Source organism: Desulfosediminicola flagellatus (genome assembly GCF_005116655.2).
Classification (GTDB): Bacteria; Desulfobacterota; Desulfobulbia; order Desulfobulbales; family Desulfocapsaceae; genus Desulfopila; species Desulfopila flagellata.
This window is the reverse complement of the sequence record NZ_CP050698.1, coordinates 1,385,189-1,402,832: the sequence shown is the minus strand read 5'-3', so window position 1 is coordinate 1,402,832 and position 17,644 is coordinate 1,385,189. Positions and strand designations below refer to the sequence as shown.

Annotated in this window: 11 protein-coding genes; 6 read left to right on the top strand and 5 right to left on the bottom strand. The window is 44.6% G+C overall.

Translation table 11 applies throughout. From position 1 onward, the window contains the following. The first annotated feature begins 25 nt into the window (after positions 1-25). Together hemE and FCL46_RS05940 are read left to right on the top strand one after the other, a co-directional pair. Positions 26-1,045: a uroporphyrinogen decarboxylase gene (gene hemE, locus FCL46_RS05945; protein ID WP_136805458.1), complete on the top strand. Its 1,020-nt coding sequence runs from the start codon at positions 26-28 to the stop codon at positions 1,043-1,045. A gap of 52 nt (positions 1,046-1,097) precedes the next feature. Beyond that, entirely contained in the window at positions 1,098-1,733 is a 636-nt protein-coding gene (locus FCL46_RS05940) for an HDIG domain-containing metalloprotein (RefSeq protein ID WP_228723336.1), read from the top strand. Between the two features lie 147 nt (positions 1,734-1,880). Here the strand turns inward: FCL46_RS05940 and FCL46_RS05935 are convergent, their stop codons facing one another. Together FCL46_RS05935 and FCL46_RS05930 are read right to left on the bottom strand one after the other, a co-directional pair. After that, positions 1,881-3,485 carry a 4Fe-4S binding protein gene (locus tag FCL46_RS05935; RefSeq protein WP_136805457.1) on the bottom strand — a complete coding sequence of 535 codons (1,605 nt, stop codon included), beginning with the start codon at positions 3,483-3,485 and terminating at the stop codon, positions 1,881-1,883. After that, complete coding sequence (locus FCL46_RS05930; RefSeq protein ID WP_136805456.1) at positions 3,482-4,390, bottom strand: DUF362 domain-containing protein; 909 nt, start codon at positions 4,388-4,390, stop codon at positions 3,482-3,484. Before FCL46_RS05930 ends, FCL46_RS05935 begins: the two co-directional genes overlap by 4 nt. Before the next feature lie 1,008 nt (positions 4,391-5,398). Here FCL46_RS05930 and FCL46_RS05925 point away from each other — a divergent pair. After that, positions 5,399-6,853, top strand: a complete 1,455-nt coding sequence (locus FCL46_RS05925) for a DUF3360 family protein (protein WP_136805455.1) — start codon at positions 5,399-5,401, stop codon at positions 6,851-6,853. A gap of 187 nt (positions 6,854-7,040) precedes the next feature. Here FCL46_RS05925 and FCL46_RS05920 read toward each other — a convergent pair whose 3' ends face one another. Continuing rightward, a complete protein-coding gene (locus FCL46_RS05920; protein ID WP_136805454.1) occupies positions 7,041-7,544 on the bottom strand; it encodes an ACT domain-containing protein in 504 nt (167 codons plus the stop codon). 587 nt (positions 7,545-8,131) lie between these two features. Here FCL46_RS05920 and FCL46_RS05915 point away from each other — a divergent pair. Beyond that, positions 8,132-9,379, top strand: coding sequence for a BaiN/RdsA family NAD(P)/FAD-dependent oxidoreductase (locus FCL46_RS05915; protein WP_136805453.1), 1,248 nt, complete (start codon positions 8,132-8,134; stop codon positions 9,377-9,379). A gap of 298 nt (positions 9,380-9,677) precedes the next feature. Here FCL46_RS05915 and FCL46_RS05910 read toward each other — a convergent pair whose 3' ends face one another. Next, positions 9,678-10,187, bottom strand: a complete 510-nt coding sequence (locus FCL46_RS05910; protein ID WP_136805452.1) for an ACT domain-containing protein — start codon at positions 10,185-10,187, stop codon at positions 9,678-9,680. 651 nt (positions 10,188-10,838) lie between these two features. Between FCL46_RS05910 and FCL46_RS05905 the strand changes: the two genes are divergently transcribed. Further along, on the top strand, positions 10,839-12,188 hold the full coding sequence (locus FCL46_RS05905; RefSeq protein WP_136805451.1) for a sodium-dependent transporter: 1,350 nt from the start codon (positions 10,839-10,841) through the stop codon (positions 12,186-12,188). Between the two features lie 117 nt (positions 12,189-12,305). On the opposite strand, the gene nhaA is transcribed toward FCL46_RS05905, so the two are convergent. Next, positions 12,306-13,490, bottom strand: a complete 1,185-nt coding sequence (gene nhaA, locus FCL46_RS05900; protein ID WP_136805450.1) for a Na+/H+ antiporter NhaA — start codon at positions 13,488-13,490, stop codon at positions 12,306-12,308. Positions 13,491-14,094: 604 nt separating this feature from the next. Between nhaA and dnaE the strand changes: the two genes are divergently transcribed. Further along, positions 14,095-17,631 (top strand): DNA polymerase III subunit alpha, encoded by a 3,537-nt coding sequence (dnaE, locus tag FCL46_RS05895; protein ID WP_136805449.1) that lies wholly within the window; start codon positions 14,095-14,097, stop codon positions 17,629-17,631. Positions 17,632-17,644: the final 13 nt, after the last annotated feature.

Sequence of the window (17,644 nt, the reverse complement as noted above, 5' to 3'; positions counted from 1 at the left end):
ACAACCCAAACATTAATGGGAAAGTATGAACAATACATTTCTGAAAGCATGCCGGGGCGAAAAAACCGACTACACCCCAATCTGGATGATGCGCCAGGCCGGTCGTTACTTACCGGAATACCAGAAAGTGCGCGGCAACGTCACCTTTCTTGAGCTGTGTAAATCTCCGGAACTCTGTGTAGAGGTAACTCTCCAGCCTATTGATATTCTCGGAATGGATGCAGCGATTCTTTTCTCTGACATCCTGATCCTGATGGAAGCGATGGGCGCACCGCTTGATTTTCATGAAGGTAAGGGTCCGGTATTTGCGACCACCATCCGCGATCAGCAGGCACTTGATAAACTCATCATCCCTGATCCTGATGAAGCCACCGGCTTTGTTATGGAAACTATCAAGTTGCTCAGAAAAGAACTTAAGGTTCCATTGATCGGTTTTGCAGGTGCACCATTTACCTGTGCGACATACCTCATTGAAGGTGGTAGCTCTAAAGTGTTCTGGGAAACGAAAAAGCTGATGTTCACTCAGCCTGAAGTGTTCCACGGAATTATGGATAAAATCACCGAAGCCACAATCCTCTATCTGCAGGCACAGGCCAGAGCCGGAGCACAGGCATTGCAGTTGTTTGACAGCTGGGCCGGCATTCTTGCCCCATGTGATTACGAAGAATTTGCATTTCCTTACGTTAAGCGGATACTCGACAGCCTTCAGTCGTACGATATTCCACTCATATTTTTTGCCAACAACGGTGCAACGCTGCTTGATTACTCAATCAAATCGGGTGCGGATGTTATCGGTCTTGACTGGCGTATCAACATCAAAGATGCCATTGCCCGCGTTGGTAACAAAGCCGTTCAGGGTAATATCGATCCTTTTGCTCTGCTATTACCAAAAGACAAACTGAAAGCACGTATTCAGCGTCTTCTTGATGATGCCAAAGACGCTCATGGTCATATCTTTAACCTTGGACACGGCATCCACCAGTTCACGCCACCTGAACAGGCGAAAATGACAGTCGACTTTGTTCATGAACTGAGCAGCAAATAATTCTGCCACCATTAAATATTGCGGGGAATTGTATAATTCCCCGCTTTTTTCTATGCAAACAACCACACCTGACATATTACACTGCCTGAAATTAATGGAAGATTTCGGCATGTGGGAAAATATCCGCAGGCACTCCTTTATGGTTGCCCGGGTATCCAACATTCTGCTGCGCGAAATGCATCTGTCCGGGTTAACACCCCTGCCCGAAAGAGAGCATGTTGTCACAGGTGCACTGCTCCACGACATCGCCAAGACACAGTGTTTACAGGAGAATTGCCGACATGCTGAGGTCGGTGCAGAGATCTGTCGTGAGCTTGGTTATCCACACATTGCAGAGATAGTGCTCAACCATGTTATCCTGACCAATTTTGAAAAAGAAAAGTACGAAGACGGAATATTCGGGGCTACAGAACTTGTCTTCTATGCCGATAAACGCGTTCGACATGACGAAGTGGTCAACCTTGATGCACGCCTTGAATATATTCTGGATAAATATGCGCTCAGTAACCCGGAGTACGAAAGAAGAATCATTATAAACTTCAATCTCTGCAGAGAGCTGGAAAATCATATTTTCTCGCGCATAGGGATTGAACCAGATGATATCGTTGATCTCCTCGCATCATCACCTGCGGAGCTTGCCCATTATCCTTCCGAGAAAACACAACAAAAAGGACTGAGGACTGTGTAAATTGCATTGATAATGCAATATGCTTCTGAAACACGTAATCCTGTTACCTAAGTCATTAGACCTGATTCCAGCCTATGCAGAATGCTGGAAAAGTAAATTATTCCGCAAAAACTGAGAAGATATTGGGAAATGGGCAGTTCTTAGATATCAACCGTAAACCGATCCACCTGCTGTTGGCAGAGTGTTCTTTGGATCTCTATGTTCACCTGCACTGGTTACAATAATTGCAGATTTTCCCGGTAACGGACATTTATTCTCACAGATACCGCACCCGATACAATATTCATCAACAATATATGGTTGCTTAATCACCTTCACGCTTCCATCGGCTTCTGCATATTCCGTTTCCCTAAATTGAATGGCCTTCACCGGAGTAGGACAATGTTCCTCACAGACCATGCACGGAATTCCTTTGGCGTATGGCAGGCAACTATTTTTATCAAACCAGGCATGGCCAATTTTCAGCGTATGCTTTTCTGCAACTGAAAGCACCTTAATCGCCCCAGTCGGGCAGACCTGCCCACAAAGCGTACAGTTGAATTCACAATAGCCGGTGCGCGCCACAAGCTTCGGAGTAAAGATTGCGTCGATCCCACCTTCAAGCAGTGCAGGTTGCAATGCATTACCAATACATACCTGAATACACTCTGCACAACGCACGCATTTTCCTAAGAACTCTTTTTCAATTACAGCGCCAGGCGGGCGAATACGATATGGCTCATTACGCAATTCGAGTCCCTGTACTTTTTTAACAGAAGGCAGGAGGATACCAGTAGCAACAATCCCCAGAAATTGTCTTCGTGTCAAACCGGTACCAGTTTGTGCAAACCGTTTAAATCCATAATTGAAACTAATTATCTGGCGCGGACATTTCTGAACACACTCAAAACAGAGATTACACGTCGACATATCCATTTCACGATTATCATCAACAGCACCCATCCGGCAAATCGAGGAACAGACCCTGCACTTTCCGCACTGTTTATTGCCCCCCTTTCCGTGTAAGAGACTATAGCGACTGACCAATCCGAGCATTGCGCCTACAGGACATACGTTTCTGCAAAAGAATCGTTTCTGGATAATTTCGAGGCTGAATATGCCGACAAGAATACATAACGACAACCAAGCCAGTTCATAATATTTTCTATCAACCGGCAGAACAGTATCTTTCAACCACTGATAGATAGGCTCTGTAAAATTATTTACCGATGCAGGTGCAGAAGTATAGGTGAATGTAAAAAAGGATTCAGCGGCTGCATGAAATGCAGGATAGAATGCTTGGACAAGCCCGCGGACAAGTATTGAAAACGGATCAACATATCCGGCAAAATGAACCCCGAAGAGAGCAAGAAGCAGGGAGCCAAACAATACAATTCGACCAAGTCGCGGATAACAAGTCGGCAACCCTTTGACCCGTTGTTTCGCAATTTTGCTGCAACCATCGAGTACACTTCCCATCGGGCATAGCCAGCCACAAAATGCCCTCCCAAAAACCAGCGCAAGCAACAAGACAAACAGAGCCGGTAACATGAGTGCGATAAATGTTTGTGTTGCAAGTAGAGTTATCGCAGCAAGAAACGGATCAATTCTGAAAAGAATATTTACTGCATATTCAATCGTGTCAGAGCCTTTATAGTCGGTCTGCAGAAAGAGAAATCCGAAAGCACACAAAAATACCAGCTGGGATAGTCTTCTTAGAAGCACAACCGAAGCCCCGTTTTGCCTACCGGGTTTCGCTTTACCCGTTTTCATAAAGTAAGTTCCCGGATATCCATCTTATCAAGATTCATTTCACCAAGCCCCATTTTGTAGGCGGCTTTTGTCGAAGCTATCTCTTCCGGTTGCATACCAAAAAGGGTTGTTGCATAGGCATCTGCCGCAACAGGATCGACGGAGGCAACGATGGTATCTGCTATCTTTACGTCTTTAATATTGCCTCCCTGAGGACCATTGCGAAGCAACATTCGAGTAGCATCGATTACGGTGAGGGTCGGCCTTACCACGGTAGCCAGATCTGCCAGTTTTTGGCCGATATTGAAATGGAGACTGCCCCTGCTGCCCCCGATAACCCCCATCGAATTTTTCAGGCCAAGAGTCAAACGACTCAACCCATGATGCTTAGCAACCGGAACATTGATGTACACATCAGCATCCAGGGCATCTCGATAAATCTCCCAGCGTTTTAATGATCTGCCTTTTTTGATATCTACTTCTATGAATTTGCGGTTATCAATATGCTCAAGCCGCACACGCTTATCGCCAAACCCATCGATAACATCCTTGATACCACTGTTCACATAACAACGTCTTTTCTCGTTACAGGTGTAATCAAAAAGTTTTACTTTTGAAGCACCTGCATCAAGTGCTAACTCCACAAGTTTCTTAACAACTTCAGGGTGGGTGTTGGCTCCCTGTTCCGGTTTTCTGTCCCAACCTATGTTAGGCTTTATCACAACGCTATCACCTGAGGATATAAATCGTTGTGCTCCTCCAAGATTTTCAATAGCTCGCGCAACAAGCTCAGGATATGAAGAACCTGTCACTTTTACAATTGCAGGTTGGGAAGCCGCAGCGAATACGTCAGTTATATCCAGTACAGGAATCCCCATCCCAGCAGACCACAAAAGGACATCCTTGAGAAAGGTTCTTCTATTCATCTTCACCTCCATCAACATATTCATTGGACTTCATGTCATCTCATTAGAACCAATTTTATCATACCATAGAGAAAACCATCTGGAACAACAAAGAATACACCACATCGTGACACTATGTCACATTACTATCCAGCCACACAGCCTAACTCATCAATAGATCTCATCTTGAATTTCGAAACCCTGTTTCACCCTACTGGCAAAAAGACTGTTTTCTACTCTGAAATCTGCCTATTACAAGAGCAACCTATCAATTAAACGTATACACACTACTTCCATCAATCTATAGCAACCTACCTATACCCTCACAATATGTCATACACATCACAAGAACTATCAACCTGAAATATCTAGCCTTAACACATATCTCAAAAACATTTTCTCCTCTGTAACACATTAGTCCTTTGTGCTGCTATACACGTGCACCGTGTTTTCTGACCAGTTATGCATCAATATTTTTTATACTATGCTCGCAAGGCTGTAACTACTTATGACGCAAGACAGTTGCTCAAATGCATTACTCCAAGAGTATGTTGTCATAATTTTTAAGATTGACACTTCGCTATATTTCGATCATAAATGTGCTACTTTGTAGTATTGTCAAATCTGTTAAGCAGTACCGTTTCCCTACCACTTCCAGTGGTCGAGCTCCCCACCTCATAACGGACACTATAACAGAAGGACGATAGTGGATTAATTGCTTTTTATGTCCGTATCCTTGATGAATTAACTGCATATTTACGAGAATTTACTGCACACATTTTCATTACCCTATGATGCTCAGGCATGTCCATGGGGGCTAATGCGCGTTGTGCTCAGACCCCGAATTATCAAACACCCATACACTCGTGTAATTACTGAGGTGCGTTTTCCAACCAATTGCGCACTCTCAGAACTAATACGTGTATTTATTTAACGGTAGTCGCCATTGTTTCCTTCCAGGAGAAGAAGCACATAGGGGGATTGACTGCCAAACTTTTATCTATACTTAATTTAGGGAGTTAAGTTATTATGGCTGATTCACAAAGCTACAGCAAACTACGCAAACCGCGTAGCGAGTTCGCAACCAGATCGGAATATCTGGACCACGAACTCACTATAATGAAACCGAAGCGCTGGGCGCTAAACCTTCCGGGCCGCGATTTCAACTTCGAATGGGAAGACATGATTCCGGCTATCGCCGGCACCATTGGGCTGACCGTAATGTGTACAGCTGTAACCAATGCTTTTGCAAGTGCTTACGGTCTCGACAAAGCGTTCATCATTGAGAACGTCAGGGTTGATATGCTTGTTGTATCCTTCCTGTTCGTAATTCTCTTTTCCGGTCTTTTCAACCCACGCGCCAACCTGGCTGGTATCCATGGACCAATGATGCCACTTATTCCACTCATGGCGGTGTCCGGAACTCATCCGCTTGCACTCGGAGCCCTGATTGCAATATTTGGTATTATTCTCAGTATAACAAAAGGCGGTTCGCGTCTTGTAAATGTCACGAGTCAAGGTGTTGCCGGAGGTCTTCTGGTTTACCTCGGTGCCATTGGTGTAATCGGGCAGGTTGCTGCCATGCGTAAATGGGGAGCAGGCATTGATATGGGCTATGTGGCTTTTATCGTACTGATTGCCAACCTTGTTCTTTACGCATTACTTGCACGTATGAAAAAACGCTGGCTGGCTATTCCAATATGCTCTCTGCTTGCTGCTGTTGTAGCCCTTGTACTCGGCGCACCGTTTGAGTTCACCACAGGTCCGGGTCTGCCAAGCTTCAACCCATTCTACTGGTGGGGTGAAGATACAGGCTGGAAACTTGGTCTTCCTAATTTTTCTCACATTATTTCTTCTCTTCCGTTTGCTATCCTTGCAGTAGCAATGTGGTCTCCTGACTTCCTTGGTCACCGTATCTTCCAGGAGATGAATTACCCGAAAAAAGCCAAAAACGTCCTTATGGATGTAGATGACACCATGATCGGCTGTTCTGTGCGTCAGGTTACTTCTGCATTCTTCGGCTCAGGTTGCATTACTTCTTCCTGGGGTACTTACATGATCCCTGCGGCAATCGCCAAACGTCCGATTCCGGGTGGAGCAATTGCAACAGGTGTACTCGCTATCATTGTTGCGATAGCAGGTTTTCCTATGGACATCGCTGTATGGCGTCCGGTATTGAGTATCGCTCTTCTCGTTGGCGTTTACCTGCCTCTTCTTGAGGCGGGCATGGAAATGGTTCAGGACAGCAAAGACACTCAGTCTGCTGGTATCTGTATATTCTCTTCTGCTATCGTCAACCCTGTTTTCGGCTGGGCACTTACCATGTTCCTCGACAACAACGGTCTCATTGGTGACAAAGAGCGCCCAGGTAAACTGTCTGTTCTTGATCGCCTGGTAATACCAGGCCTTGCCCTTCTGGTGAGCACTATTGCCATGGCAGTAGTTGGTATGCTTCCAGGAATTCCTGCACTCATTGGTGGCTGATTATTTGATCTGACTACCACCTGATAAAAAGGGGCCTGTGAGTTTTTTCTCGCAGGCCCCTTTTTTGTTTGTATCAATTCAACACCAGGTTTTCGCAGCCTGCCTCAAAAAGAATAAAAAAGGCCGAATCCGAAAATTATCCGGACCCGGCCTGCGTATCAAACTATTCTCTTTTAAAGACAGTGAATTACAACACACTCACCCGGACATCGTCAGAGAGCGCCTCTATCTCATCAGCAACTGCCTCACCAGTGACATCTTCAGGAACACTCAGCGAAACTTTCGCAGTAAACACAGCTTCACCAATCGATGAAACATGAGCTCGATTACACTCCATATTCTCAACTACCAGATCCAGATTTGTCAGAATTGTGTTAATATCTTTGGTTAACCCCGGACGATCCTTGCAATCGACAACCAGGCTGATACTTTTAGTGGCGGCATCTCTCCTTGACACCGCATCTGAGAAGAAGAACTGGAGCCCGGAAAACGCACTTTTAAGGGTTGATTTCAACTCATCTTCCCTTTCCGACTCAATAACAACCTTCATCATGGCACTCAACTGACCATCGAGTCGCATAACTTTACTGGTAGTCCACTCGCCTCCTGCTCCGCGGGTTGTTTCAGCAATTGATTTTATAGAACCGGGAATATCCGGACCAACAATACTCATCACAAAAGTACTTTTCATATATTACTCCTCATCTGAAAAACATCTGTGCGACTTCAGTTAAACTGACATTTTTCGCCAGTTAAAACACAAAAAGTTCGCGGATACAGCTCACCTGGCCATCACTCTCCAGGATGGTTACAACCCATCGGCAATTCCTCCCGGTTAAGAATGCAGCAGTAACGCATTAAAGGGTGCTTATTTGTGTTAACTCTATAATGGATAAAAATAAAACAGGTCTGTATATTTCACACAGAATTTCGGTGTTTTTTTCGTTCTATCTCAATAATTGATTGGGATATATCGAAAAAGAGTGCAATTTCAATCAACAAATTCTAAAACCTTAAAGATAGAGCTGGAAAATGATCTGTTCCAGCTTTATCTTTTGCAATCTGCTTCCGATTACGCTCTGCACATTAACCACCTTTACCATCACCGCAAATCTCTTTATCGCCGACTACCTTCTATTCATCTAAACCATCTTTGCTATGTACAAATCGTTCTTCAGATAACATTGTATGTTGTAATCAGGACCAGATGCATGTACAGGTTGACTGCGAATGTATTCCCCAAACACACAACACTTATCGTTATAGGATGAACCTGTTTTGACACACTCAGTTATCGTAGTAGGAGGCGGAGCTTCCGGCCTCCTTGCAGCTGGCCAGGCCGCTCTTTCAGGCGCCGAGGTGCTGCTTCTTGAAAAAATGAAACAGCCGGGAAATAAGATTCTTATCAGTGGCAAGGGCCGGTGTAACATCACCAACGATTCGGACATTCAGGAATTTCTTAAACACTTCAACAGGAATGGCAGATTTTTACATCAAGCGTTTTCCCGTTTTTTTGCTCCGCAATTAGTCGACTTTTTCACGAACCAGGGGTTGCCCATTGTTACTGAGCGGGGTGGTCGGATTTTTCCTAAACATGGAAACGCCCAGGATGTAATAGATACTCTTCTTGCCTGGTTCAAAAAAACCGGTGCGACACTTCAGCCATCTTCCACGGTTACCAAACTACTCATTGATTCGGGGAGTGTTTATGGCGTTATCTGCAACGGTCAAAAAATATTTGCCGATGCCGTTATTCTCGCTACCGGCGGTTCTTCCTACCCCGGAACCGGATCCACTGGCGACGGTTATAAATTTGCCACTGATGCTGGCCATACACTGACCCCGTTATGCCCGGCTCTTGTTCCTTTAGAAACCAGAGATAAACATATCCACAAGCTGGCAGGACTGGATCTTCGAAATACCGGTATGCGGATATACATAAACGGCAAACGGAAAATCTCAGACTTTGGCGAAGTCGGTTTTACCCGTTTTGGTATTGGCGGCCCGTTAACCCTTACCCACAGCCGTTTTATTATTGAAAATTTACGAGTAAAAAAGAAAGTTACCGTAGCTCTTGACCTTAAACCGGCACTCGATGATGCAAAACTGGATGCACGGCTCCTTCGCGATTTCCAGAAACGTAACCAGGAAGAAATGCAAAGTGTCCTCCGGGGGCTGATTCCCCAGAAACTGGTTGCACTCTGTCTTAACCAGACCGATCTCGTGGGGGATAAACCAGCTGGAGAAGTCTCTGCAAAAGAACGGGCAAGACTGCGAACCTGGTTAAAAGATTTACGTTTTCAAATTACAGGACACCGGCCTTTACGAGAGGCTATAGTTACGGCTGGCGGCGTGAAGGTTAAAGAGGTCAACCCAAATACCATGGAATCACTTCTGGTAAATGGGTTATACCTGACAGGAGAACTTCTGGATGTGGATGCAGATACCGGTGGATACAATCTACAAGCTGCATTTTCAACTGGCTGGGTTGCCGGAAAAGCCGCTGCAGAAAGAAAAGAGCCGTAAACCTCTCCAAACATCTTAGATCTGGGGTGATACCCTCGTCACACAGAATAAAAAATGCCGGTAATATCTACACTACCGGCCTTTTTTATTCTGTGTGTTCGGAGAAGTATTTTTCCTGATTACCTTAGTAACTCAGCATGAGTTACTAAAACGATTTTGTAGCGTAGATGTCATTGCCTTAAATGATCAGATTTGGATAATGAAAAAAAAAGGGTATACCCAAACCACCTCGGCAGCTTATACAACGCGCCTCACGCCTAAAAAATAATGGCCATCAGATAATCATTCCAACAAATATCTATATAACATTAACCCTGGCATTAGCAGTTAATGCTTCAATTTCATCAGCAACCGCCTCACTACTCAGGTTTTCAGGCACTCTCAATTCACAACGTGCTGAAAACAGTGTCTCTCCGATATTTGCTACACGACAAAGTGTGTGCTCCATTTTTTCCACATGAAAACTTAGTCCCTGCAGAATATCATTCAATTCGTTCTGTACACCTGGACGATTTTTGCAATCCACAACTACGTTCACCTTTTTTGCAACTTTTGTATTCTCAGCACTTCCCGATACCGGAGAATATAAAAACTGCAAATTTGGGAATCTCTCTACCATGCCAGTCGCAAATGACTTCTCCTGAGTTTCCAACACAGCAATTTTCATGATAGCTGCCATCTGCCCCTCAAGCCTCATAACTTTACTGCTTACAATCTCTGCACCCAAATCATTTTGCACGGATACCAGATTATCTATTGTACCTGGCTGGTCAACTCCACACACTGTCATGACGAGTAATTTCTTCATATATTGCCCCGTAAAAAAAATGGTTACCACTTGAGAGAAGACTTCAACACATTCGCTTTCTCCTAACTCATCAGACCAGATGCCACATTGTGTGCATTGGCCTACAACTCAATACAGTATTACACCTTTCATAAGAGAAAAACTACAATATCCGACATTGTAACACTCCTGTAGGCCCTGTTATCATGTAATTTAGTTGAGAAATCTTGAAAGTTCCCTGTATAAAACGTGGTTTCTTCGTGGATTTTATATAAAGCATATTTTAAAATATTTTTTTCTTTTTCAGCTCTATTTCGATACATTTTCTTACCAGGCTCTCCGTTTCATTAGCGGCGAATACCACAATGTGGCAACGCTGATATATGGAAGTCAATGTAACATTGTTACACCAGTCGATAGATATTTTCCCCCTTAGCAGGCATAGTTTCTACCTTGGCAACTCACCGAAATTCCAAAACGCTTTAATAGCACACATAATTTCAATCATTCTCTGCCTTCCCTACAAAAATGTTATTACTGAGTTTTTCATCAATTACCATGTCTACTAATTTATCTTTACATTAAATACTGATTACTATTTCGTTGACATACGCATATTTTATTCTACATTAGTCGCCTTCCGTATAAATTGAGCAAAAAGGAGATTATTTTATGCGTAACCATTGGAGTAGTAGATTTGGTTTTATTCTAGCTGCTGTCGGATCTGCAGTAGGTCTTGGAAATATCTGGAAGTTCCCATTCATTACAGGAATGAATGGTGGCGGTGCTTTCGTACTGGTATATCTCGTGGCGATTTTGTGCTGTGGTTTACCTATTCTTATGGCAGAGTTTCTTATCGGTCGGCACTCTCAGAAAGATGTTGTCGGGTCTTTCAGGGAACTTACCCCTCATTCCAAATTCTGGAAAAGTATCGGCTGGCTTAATCTGGCTGCCGCCTTCATCATTCTGTCGTACTATGGGGTTGTTGCCGGGTGGACTCTCGACTACCTGTTCAAATCACTTACAGGTGCATTTGCCGGACAGGAACCTGAAGCGATCTCAGGGATGTTCGGAGCTCTTGTTACAGACCCGACACGTCAGATGGTCTGCCTTACCGCCTTCATGTCTCTCTGTCTTATTGCAGTTATCAGCGGAATCAAAGAAGGTATCGAGCGATGGAACAAAATCCTCATGCCTACATTATTTGGCATTCTATTTTTCATGGCTGCCTACGCAATGACCACAAGTGGCGCCAAGGAAGGATTGAAGTTCATGCTGTATCCGGACTTCTCTAAACTCACCATCAATGGTGTGCTTGAGGCAATCGGACACTCCTTCTTCACTCTGAGTCTAGCGATGGGTGCGATGATCACCTACGCCAGTTATATGGACAAAAAGGAAGCGATCTATCCTGTTTCCATACGTATTGCCTTCCTTGATACACTGGTAGCTATCGTTGCCGGTCTTGCAATATTTCCGATTGTATTCTCTGTTGGCATGGAACCTGGAAGCGGCCCGGGCCTAATCTTTAAGACTCTTCCACAGGTTTTTGCAACTATACCGATGGGAGCCGTTCTCTCCACTCTCTTCTTTTTGCTTTTAGCATTCGCGGCACTCTCCTCTGCTATTTCCCTGCTTGAGGTTCTCACTGCGTTCATGATTGACGAGAAAAAATTCGATAGAAAGAAAGCAACTATCTGCATGACAATCGCCGTATATATTGCAGGTATTCCGTCCGCACTTTCCTACTCCACACTTGGTAATTTTAAACTGATTAAAGGCATGGAAGTTCTGGACTCGCTTGATTATGTCGCAAGTAACTTCATGCTCCCTATTGGCGGACTATTGATCGCAATTTATAGCGGATATATTCTTGATAAGCGTATTGCCCAGGCGGAAATCACAGAAGATGGCACCGGCTTTCTGACTATCTTCAATATCTGGTATTTTACCATCAGATATATTGCACCGGTTGCAGTGCTGATTGTATTTTTGACCAAGATCGGAATTATTAAACTATAAGATAATTATCATCTTGTTCAGTCATGAAAAACCCTGATCAGAGCAATGTCTCGATCAGGGTTTTCTTATTACATCATTAGGTAACTGCAACTCTCACCACAATGTGAATTGCCGATTTCACCGTTCCCCGCCAAGCATCTTCTTTAAGACCAGATAACCGATAATTCCAGATATCAGCGATCCAAAGATAATTCCGAGCCGTTCATCAAAGATTCTATTGACTCCTGTCTCTTCAAATGCCAGTGACCCGACAAACAGGCTCATGGTAAACCCGATACCACATAGTGCAGATATTCCGTAAAGAGCTTTATACGTCATATCTTTGGGCAGAGTGGTAACCCCCGACCGCACTGTAACCCAGCATAAACTGAATATCCCAACCTGCTTCCCGACAATAAGGCCAAGAGCCACACCAAGCGGCACATTATGTAAAAATTGTTCTACAGAAAGCCCTGCAAAACCGACACCAGCATTAGCAAAAGCAAAAACCGGCAAGATCAGGAAAGCAACGACGGTATGCAAATCGTGCTCCAGGTCCTTCAACGGTGAATGCGAAGTATCACGATGTGATTTTAGAGGAATAAACATTGCCAGCAATACCCCGGATAGTGTGGCGTGAACCCCAGATTTCAACATCGATATCCACATAATTATACCGACAAAAATGTATGCACTTTTGGAGGTAGTCCCCCGGATATTCATCACAAACAATAGCGGAACACACAAAACCACAACCAACAACGCACTGATAGATATTTTTGAAGTATAGAATAATGCTATAATGATGATCGCGCCGATATCATCAAAAATCGCCAACGAGGTGAGGAAAATTTTGAAACTTGTGGGAACCCGTGGCCCAAGCAGAGATAGCACTCCAAGCGCGAAGGCTATATCAGTTGCTGCTGGTATAGCCCAACCTTTCATGGCAACAGCATCACCGCTGTTGAATAACCAATATATAATGGCTGGTACCGCCATCCCCCCGACAGCCCCGACACCTGGAAGGATGATGTTTCGCTTATCTGACAATTCACCTTCTACTACTTCTCTTTTCAGTTCTAACCCCACCAAAAAAAAGAAAACCGCCATTAGACCATCATTTATCCACAGCAAAAGGGGCTTTGCAATTTCCAAAGCGCCAATGCGGACCTCTACAGGAGTGTTAAGCAATAAATCGTAGTAGGACTTCAACGGTGAATTAGCTACAATCAAAGCAAGTACAGCGGCAGTCATTAAAAATATGCCACCTGCAGATTCCAGTTTCAAAAACTTTGTTATGTACAGTTGCTGGTCATCGCTCATTAATTGTCCTCAGTCGGCTATGTGGAACAGTTTTACATTTTCAAATTGAAACGTTCTAAAAAATCAAACTTCTGAATAGTACGATTATTGTCTTTGATATTAGACCAAACCATGACATAAACTCGACCTCCCCACCTCATGAATTGTCAAGATTAAGGTAGAGGTATAGTAGAAGATTACGCAGAGTCAAGATATCAATTGGTTTTCATTACGTTTGTAATCTATCATAGATCACCATATAAGCTCAAACCGTTAGCTAATAAAAACGCACTCCAGTCCATTGGCGAATGCCTTTGGTTATTGTGTCAAACAGCGTCTCTTTCAGGTGCAAAAATCGCCATGGTGTGCTAATACTAATTCCTGATTTGACCTACTCCTTAAAGATCAATACTATTTCCAAATACTACGTATGCTTACATCATAAAACACGTATACTCTTATTCGTATACTGAAGTGAGTTGTTCGTATACCGCAGTAAGATATTTTCTCAGCAGAATCCAGGCGGTTTACACGAGCCTATTTAATTAAACAGGCTCAGGAATAGTATTAATCTAAGCCTTTCAGCCGGGTATCAACCGGTTCTACAACAGGAATTACACATATTATGTCTGCAGGCTTTACCCATCTTCACGTTCATACCCAATACAGTCTTCTGGATGGTGCAATCCGTCTTCCGCATCTGCTGAAAAAATGCGAGGAGTACGGCATGGAAAGTGTCGCAATCACCGACCATGGTGCCATGTTTGGTGCTCTGGAATTTTATACCAAGGCCAAAAAGGCAGGTATAAAACCGATTGTCGGCTGCGAACTGTATGTCGCCCCGGAAGACCGCACGGTAAAAAAACAGGTGGATGGCCAGATCGCCTACCATATCGTCCTGCTGGCAATGGACATCACCGGCTACCAGAACCTGATGAAGATGGCCAGTATCGCTCAGCATGAAGGCTTTTATTATAAGCCTCGTATCGATATGGCCACGCTTAAAGAACATAACGAGGGTATTATTGCGCTTACCGCCTGTCTGCATGGCCAGGTTCCATATCTGATCGGCAAAAAAGACATGGCCGGGGCCCGCGCTAAGACTCAGGAACTTTTGGATATTTTTGGAGACAGGCTCTACTTCGAGATACAGGAAAACGGTATCCCCGAACAGACTCCAGTGAATAAGGGCCTTATACAACTGAGTAAAGAGTTCGGCATTAAGCTGGTAGCAACTAACGACTGCCACTACCTTAATCGTGAAGAGGCCCACGCCCACGAGGTTCTGCTGTGTATTCAGACCGGTAAAACCATTAACGACCCCAAAAGATTTCGCTTCTCCACCGATGAGTTTTATTTCAAGTCACCGGACGAGATGAAAAAAGCGTTCTCTTATATACCGGAAGCTATTGCCAACACACAGGAAGTTGCCGATCGATGCAATCTTGAGATTGATTTTGGTAATTACTATTTCCCTGATTTCCCTGTTCCTGAAGGCCAGACACTTGACTCGATGTTTATCGATGCCTGCAATGCCGGATTGAAAAAGCGTTTCGCGAAAATGCGGGAACTCGGCACACTCACGCCGGAGATGGAGAAATCCTATCGCGAACGTCTTGATGTCGAAATTGATGTTATCAACACCATGGGCTTTCCCGGTTACTTTCTTATCGTTGCAGATTTTATTAACTGGGCTCTTGATCACGATATCCCTGTCGGTCCCGGACGAGGTTCAGGTGCTGGAAGTCTTGCCGCATATTGTATGGAAATCACCAACCTTGATCCAATGCCCCACGGACTGATTTTCGAACGATTCCTCAATATCGAACGCAAGTCTATGCCTGACTTTGATATCGATTTTTGTATGGACAGGCGTGGTGAGGTTATCGACTATGTCCGCCAAAAATATGGCGGTGCAAAATATGTAGCACAGATCGTTACCTACGGAACGATGAAGGCACGCGGAGTTCTCCGTGACGTCGGACGCGCACTCGACATTCCCTTTGGTGAAGTCGATAAAATGGCCAAGCTGGTTCCCGACGCTCTTAAAATGACCCTTGAAAAGGCCATTGTCGAAGAACCACGTCTCCTGGAGGAAGCCAAACGCGATCCCCGGATGCAGGAACTGCTCACCGTTTCTCAAACACTTGAGGGGCTTGCCCGACACACGGGAACCCATGCTGCAGGTGTTGTGGTCTCTCCCGGGCCGATGACCAAGTTTCTGCCCACCTGCCGAGGCAGCAATGATGAGACAGTCACACAGTATGATATGAAGCATACTGAGATGACCGGCCTTATCAAGTTTGACTTCCTGGGACTCAAAACACTTACGGTTATCGACAAGGCTGTCAAACATGTCAAAGCCGATATCGGTATTGAACTGGATATCGATACCATCCCTCTGGATGACCCCAAAACGTTTAAACTGCTGTGTGATGGTGATGCACTGGGTGTATTCCAGCTAGAAAGTTCAGGCATGCGCGAATTGCTGGTCAAATTGGCACCCGAGCAGTTCAGCGATCTGGTCGCTCTGGTAGCGCTCTATCGCCCAGGACCATTGGACTCCGGTATGGTTGATGACTTTGTCGAAACAAAACACGGTCGTGCAACCGCCAACTTTCCGTTACCTCAACTCAAACCTGTTCTTGAAGAAACCTACGGAGTTATTGTTTACCAGGAACAGGTAATGAAAATCGCCAACATCCTGGCGAGCTATTCTCTGGGTGATGCGGATATCCTGCGACGTGCCATGGGTAAGAAAATTCCCGAGGTTATGGATCAGGAAAAAGTTAAATTCATGAAAGGCGCGTTAAAAAATAAAATCGATGAGAAAAAGGCTGAGTACGTCTTTGACCTTATGGCCAAGTTCGCCGGCTACGGTTTTAATAAGTCTCATTCCGCCGCCTATGCCCTGGTATCCTATCAGACTGCCTACCTGAAGGCACATTACCCTGCCCAGTTCATGGCCGCCCTGCTCAGTTGTGATATGACAAACACCGATAAAATTGTCATGTATATCAATGAGTGTAAAGAACAGGGAATCGAGGTATTACCACCTGATGTCAACGCCAGCCTCAAGGATTTCTCTGTAAAAAATGACCATATCCGATTTGGACTTGCTGCTGTAAAGAACGTTGGTGAGTCCGCTCTTGACTCTATTATTGAAGAGCGTGAGGCGGGCGGCATATATAGCTCGCTGTCCAATTTCTGTAACCGGGTCGATTCCCGTCGTGTAAACTCACGTGTTATTGAGGCATTGATTAAATCAGGTTCACTTGATTCAATGGGATGCAAACGTTCTCAATACATGGCTATTCTTGATAAGGCCATGGAGCAGGCCAAAGCCGTTCAGCGTGATCTTCAAAGCGGCCAGATGTCACTTTTTGCCGTCGCTCCTGAAACGGAAAATACAACAGAAATTAATGAAATTGTTGTTCCGGATATCCCCGAATGGGATGAACGTACACGACTCTCCCGGGAAAAAGAGACCGTTGGGTTTTATATCACCGGCCATCCCCTTGATGATGTTTTGCCTGAAATCAAAAGCGTAACAGACAGCGATATCCAGAATCTGGCTAACATCGCAGATGAACAGGCTGTACGTGTTGGCGGCCTTATTCGCAGCTGCAAGCTCCATAAGACAAAAAAGGGTGACCCGATGGCATTTTTGACCATTGAGGACATCTTTGAAGCAGTTGAAGTTGTCGTTTTCCCAAGTGCCTATGAAGGATGTAGTCATCTGCTCTCATCAACTGATCCGGTCATTGTGCAGGGAACAATTCAGCAGGATGAGCGCGGCCCTAAAATCCTTGCAGAAAATATAGAAACACTGCCAGATGCCCGTGAAAAATATACGGAGCTTGTTAAAGTGAAGCTGGTAGCTGACAAGATCAATCGAAGACAGATCGAACAGGTTAAAAAGACACTCTACCAGTTCCATGGTTCATGCCCGCTTCTACTCACCCTTCATTATCCGGGAAGAGGAGAGGTCGATATTGAGGTGACCCAGGATCTTACGATCAGGCCTTGCCGTGAACTGACTGACAGGATGGAAGAAATCCTGACTTACGACGCCATTACCTTTACCAGAAAACCCATTGTGCTCATTCCTCGCAAAAAAAAGCAATGGGGGAATGGAAACGGTAATGGCAATGGCAATTGATTCATCTATATGA

Bases quoted from the DNA above. Each gene is read 5' to 3' on its own strand.
- FCL46_RS05920 (WP_136805454.1), bottom strand. From the start codon at position 7,544: ATGAAAAGTACTTTTGTGATGAGTATTGTTGGTCCGGATATTCCCGGT.
- FCL46_RS05940 (WP_228723336.1), top strand. From the start codon at position 1,098: ATGCAAACAACCACACCTGACATATTACACTGCCTGAAATTAATGGAA.
- FCL46_RS05905 (WP_136805451.1), top strand. From the start codon at position 10,839: ATGCGTAACCATTGGAGTAGTAGATTTGGTTTTATTCTAGCTGCTGTC.
- nhaA (WP_136805450.1), bottom strand. From the start codon at position 13,490: ATGAGCGATGACCAGCAACTGTACATAACAAAGTTTTTGAAACTGGAA.
- dnaE (WP_136805449.1), top strand. From the start codon at position 14,095: ATGTCTGCAGGCTTTACCCATCTTCACGTTCATACCCAATACAGTCTT.
- FCL46_RS05930 (WP_136805456.1), bottom strand. From the start codon at position 4,390: ATGAATAGAAGAACCTTTCTCAAGGATGTCCTTTTGTGGTCTGCTGGG.
- hemE (WP_136805458.1), top strand. From the start codon at position 26: ATGAACAATACATTTCTGAAAGCATGCCGGGGCGAAAAAACCGACTAC.
- FCL46_RS05910 (WP_136805452.1), bottom strand. From the start codon at position 10,187: ATGAAGAAATTACTCGTCATGACAGTGTGTGGAGTTGACCAGCCAGGT.
- FCL46_RS05925 (WP_136805455.1), top strand. From the start codon at position 5,399: ATGGCTGATTCACAAAGCTACAGCAAACTACGCAAACCGCGTAGCGAG.
- FCL46_RS05935 (WP_136805457.1), bottom strand. From the start codon at position 3,485: ATGAAAACGGGTAAAGCGAAACCCGGTAGGCAAAACGGGGCTTCGGTT.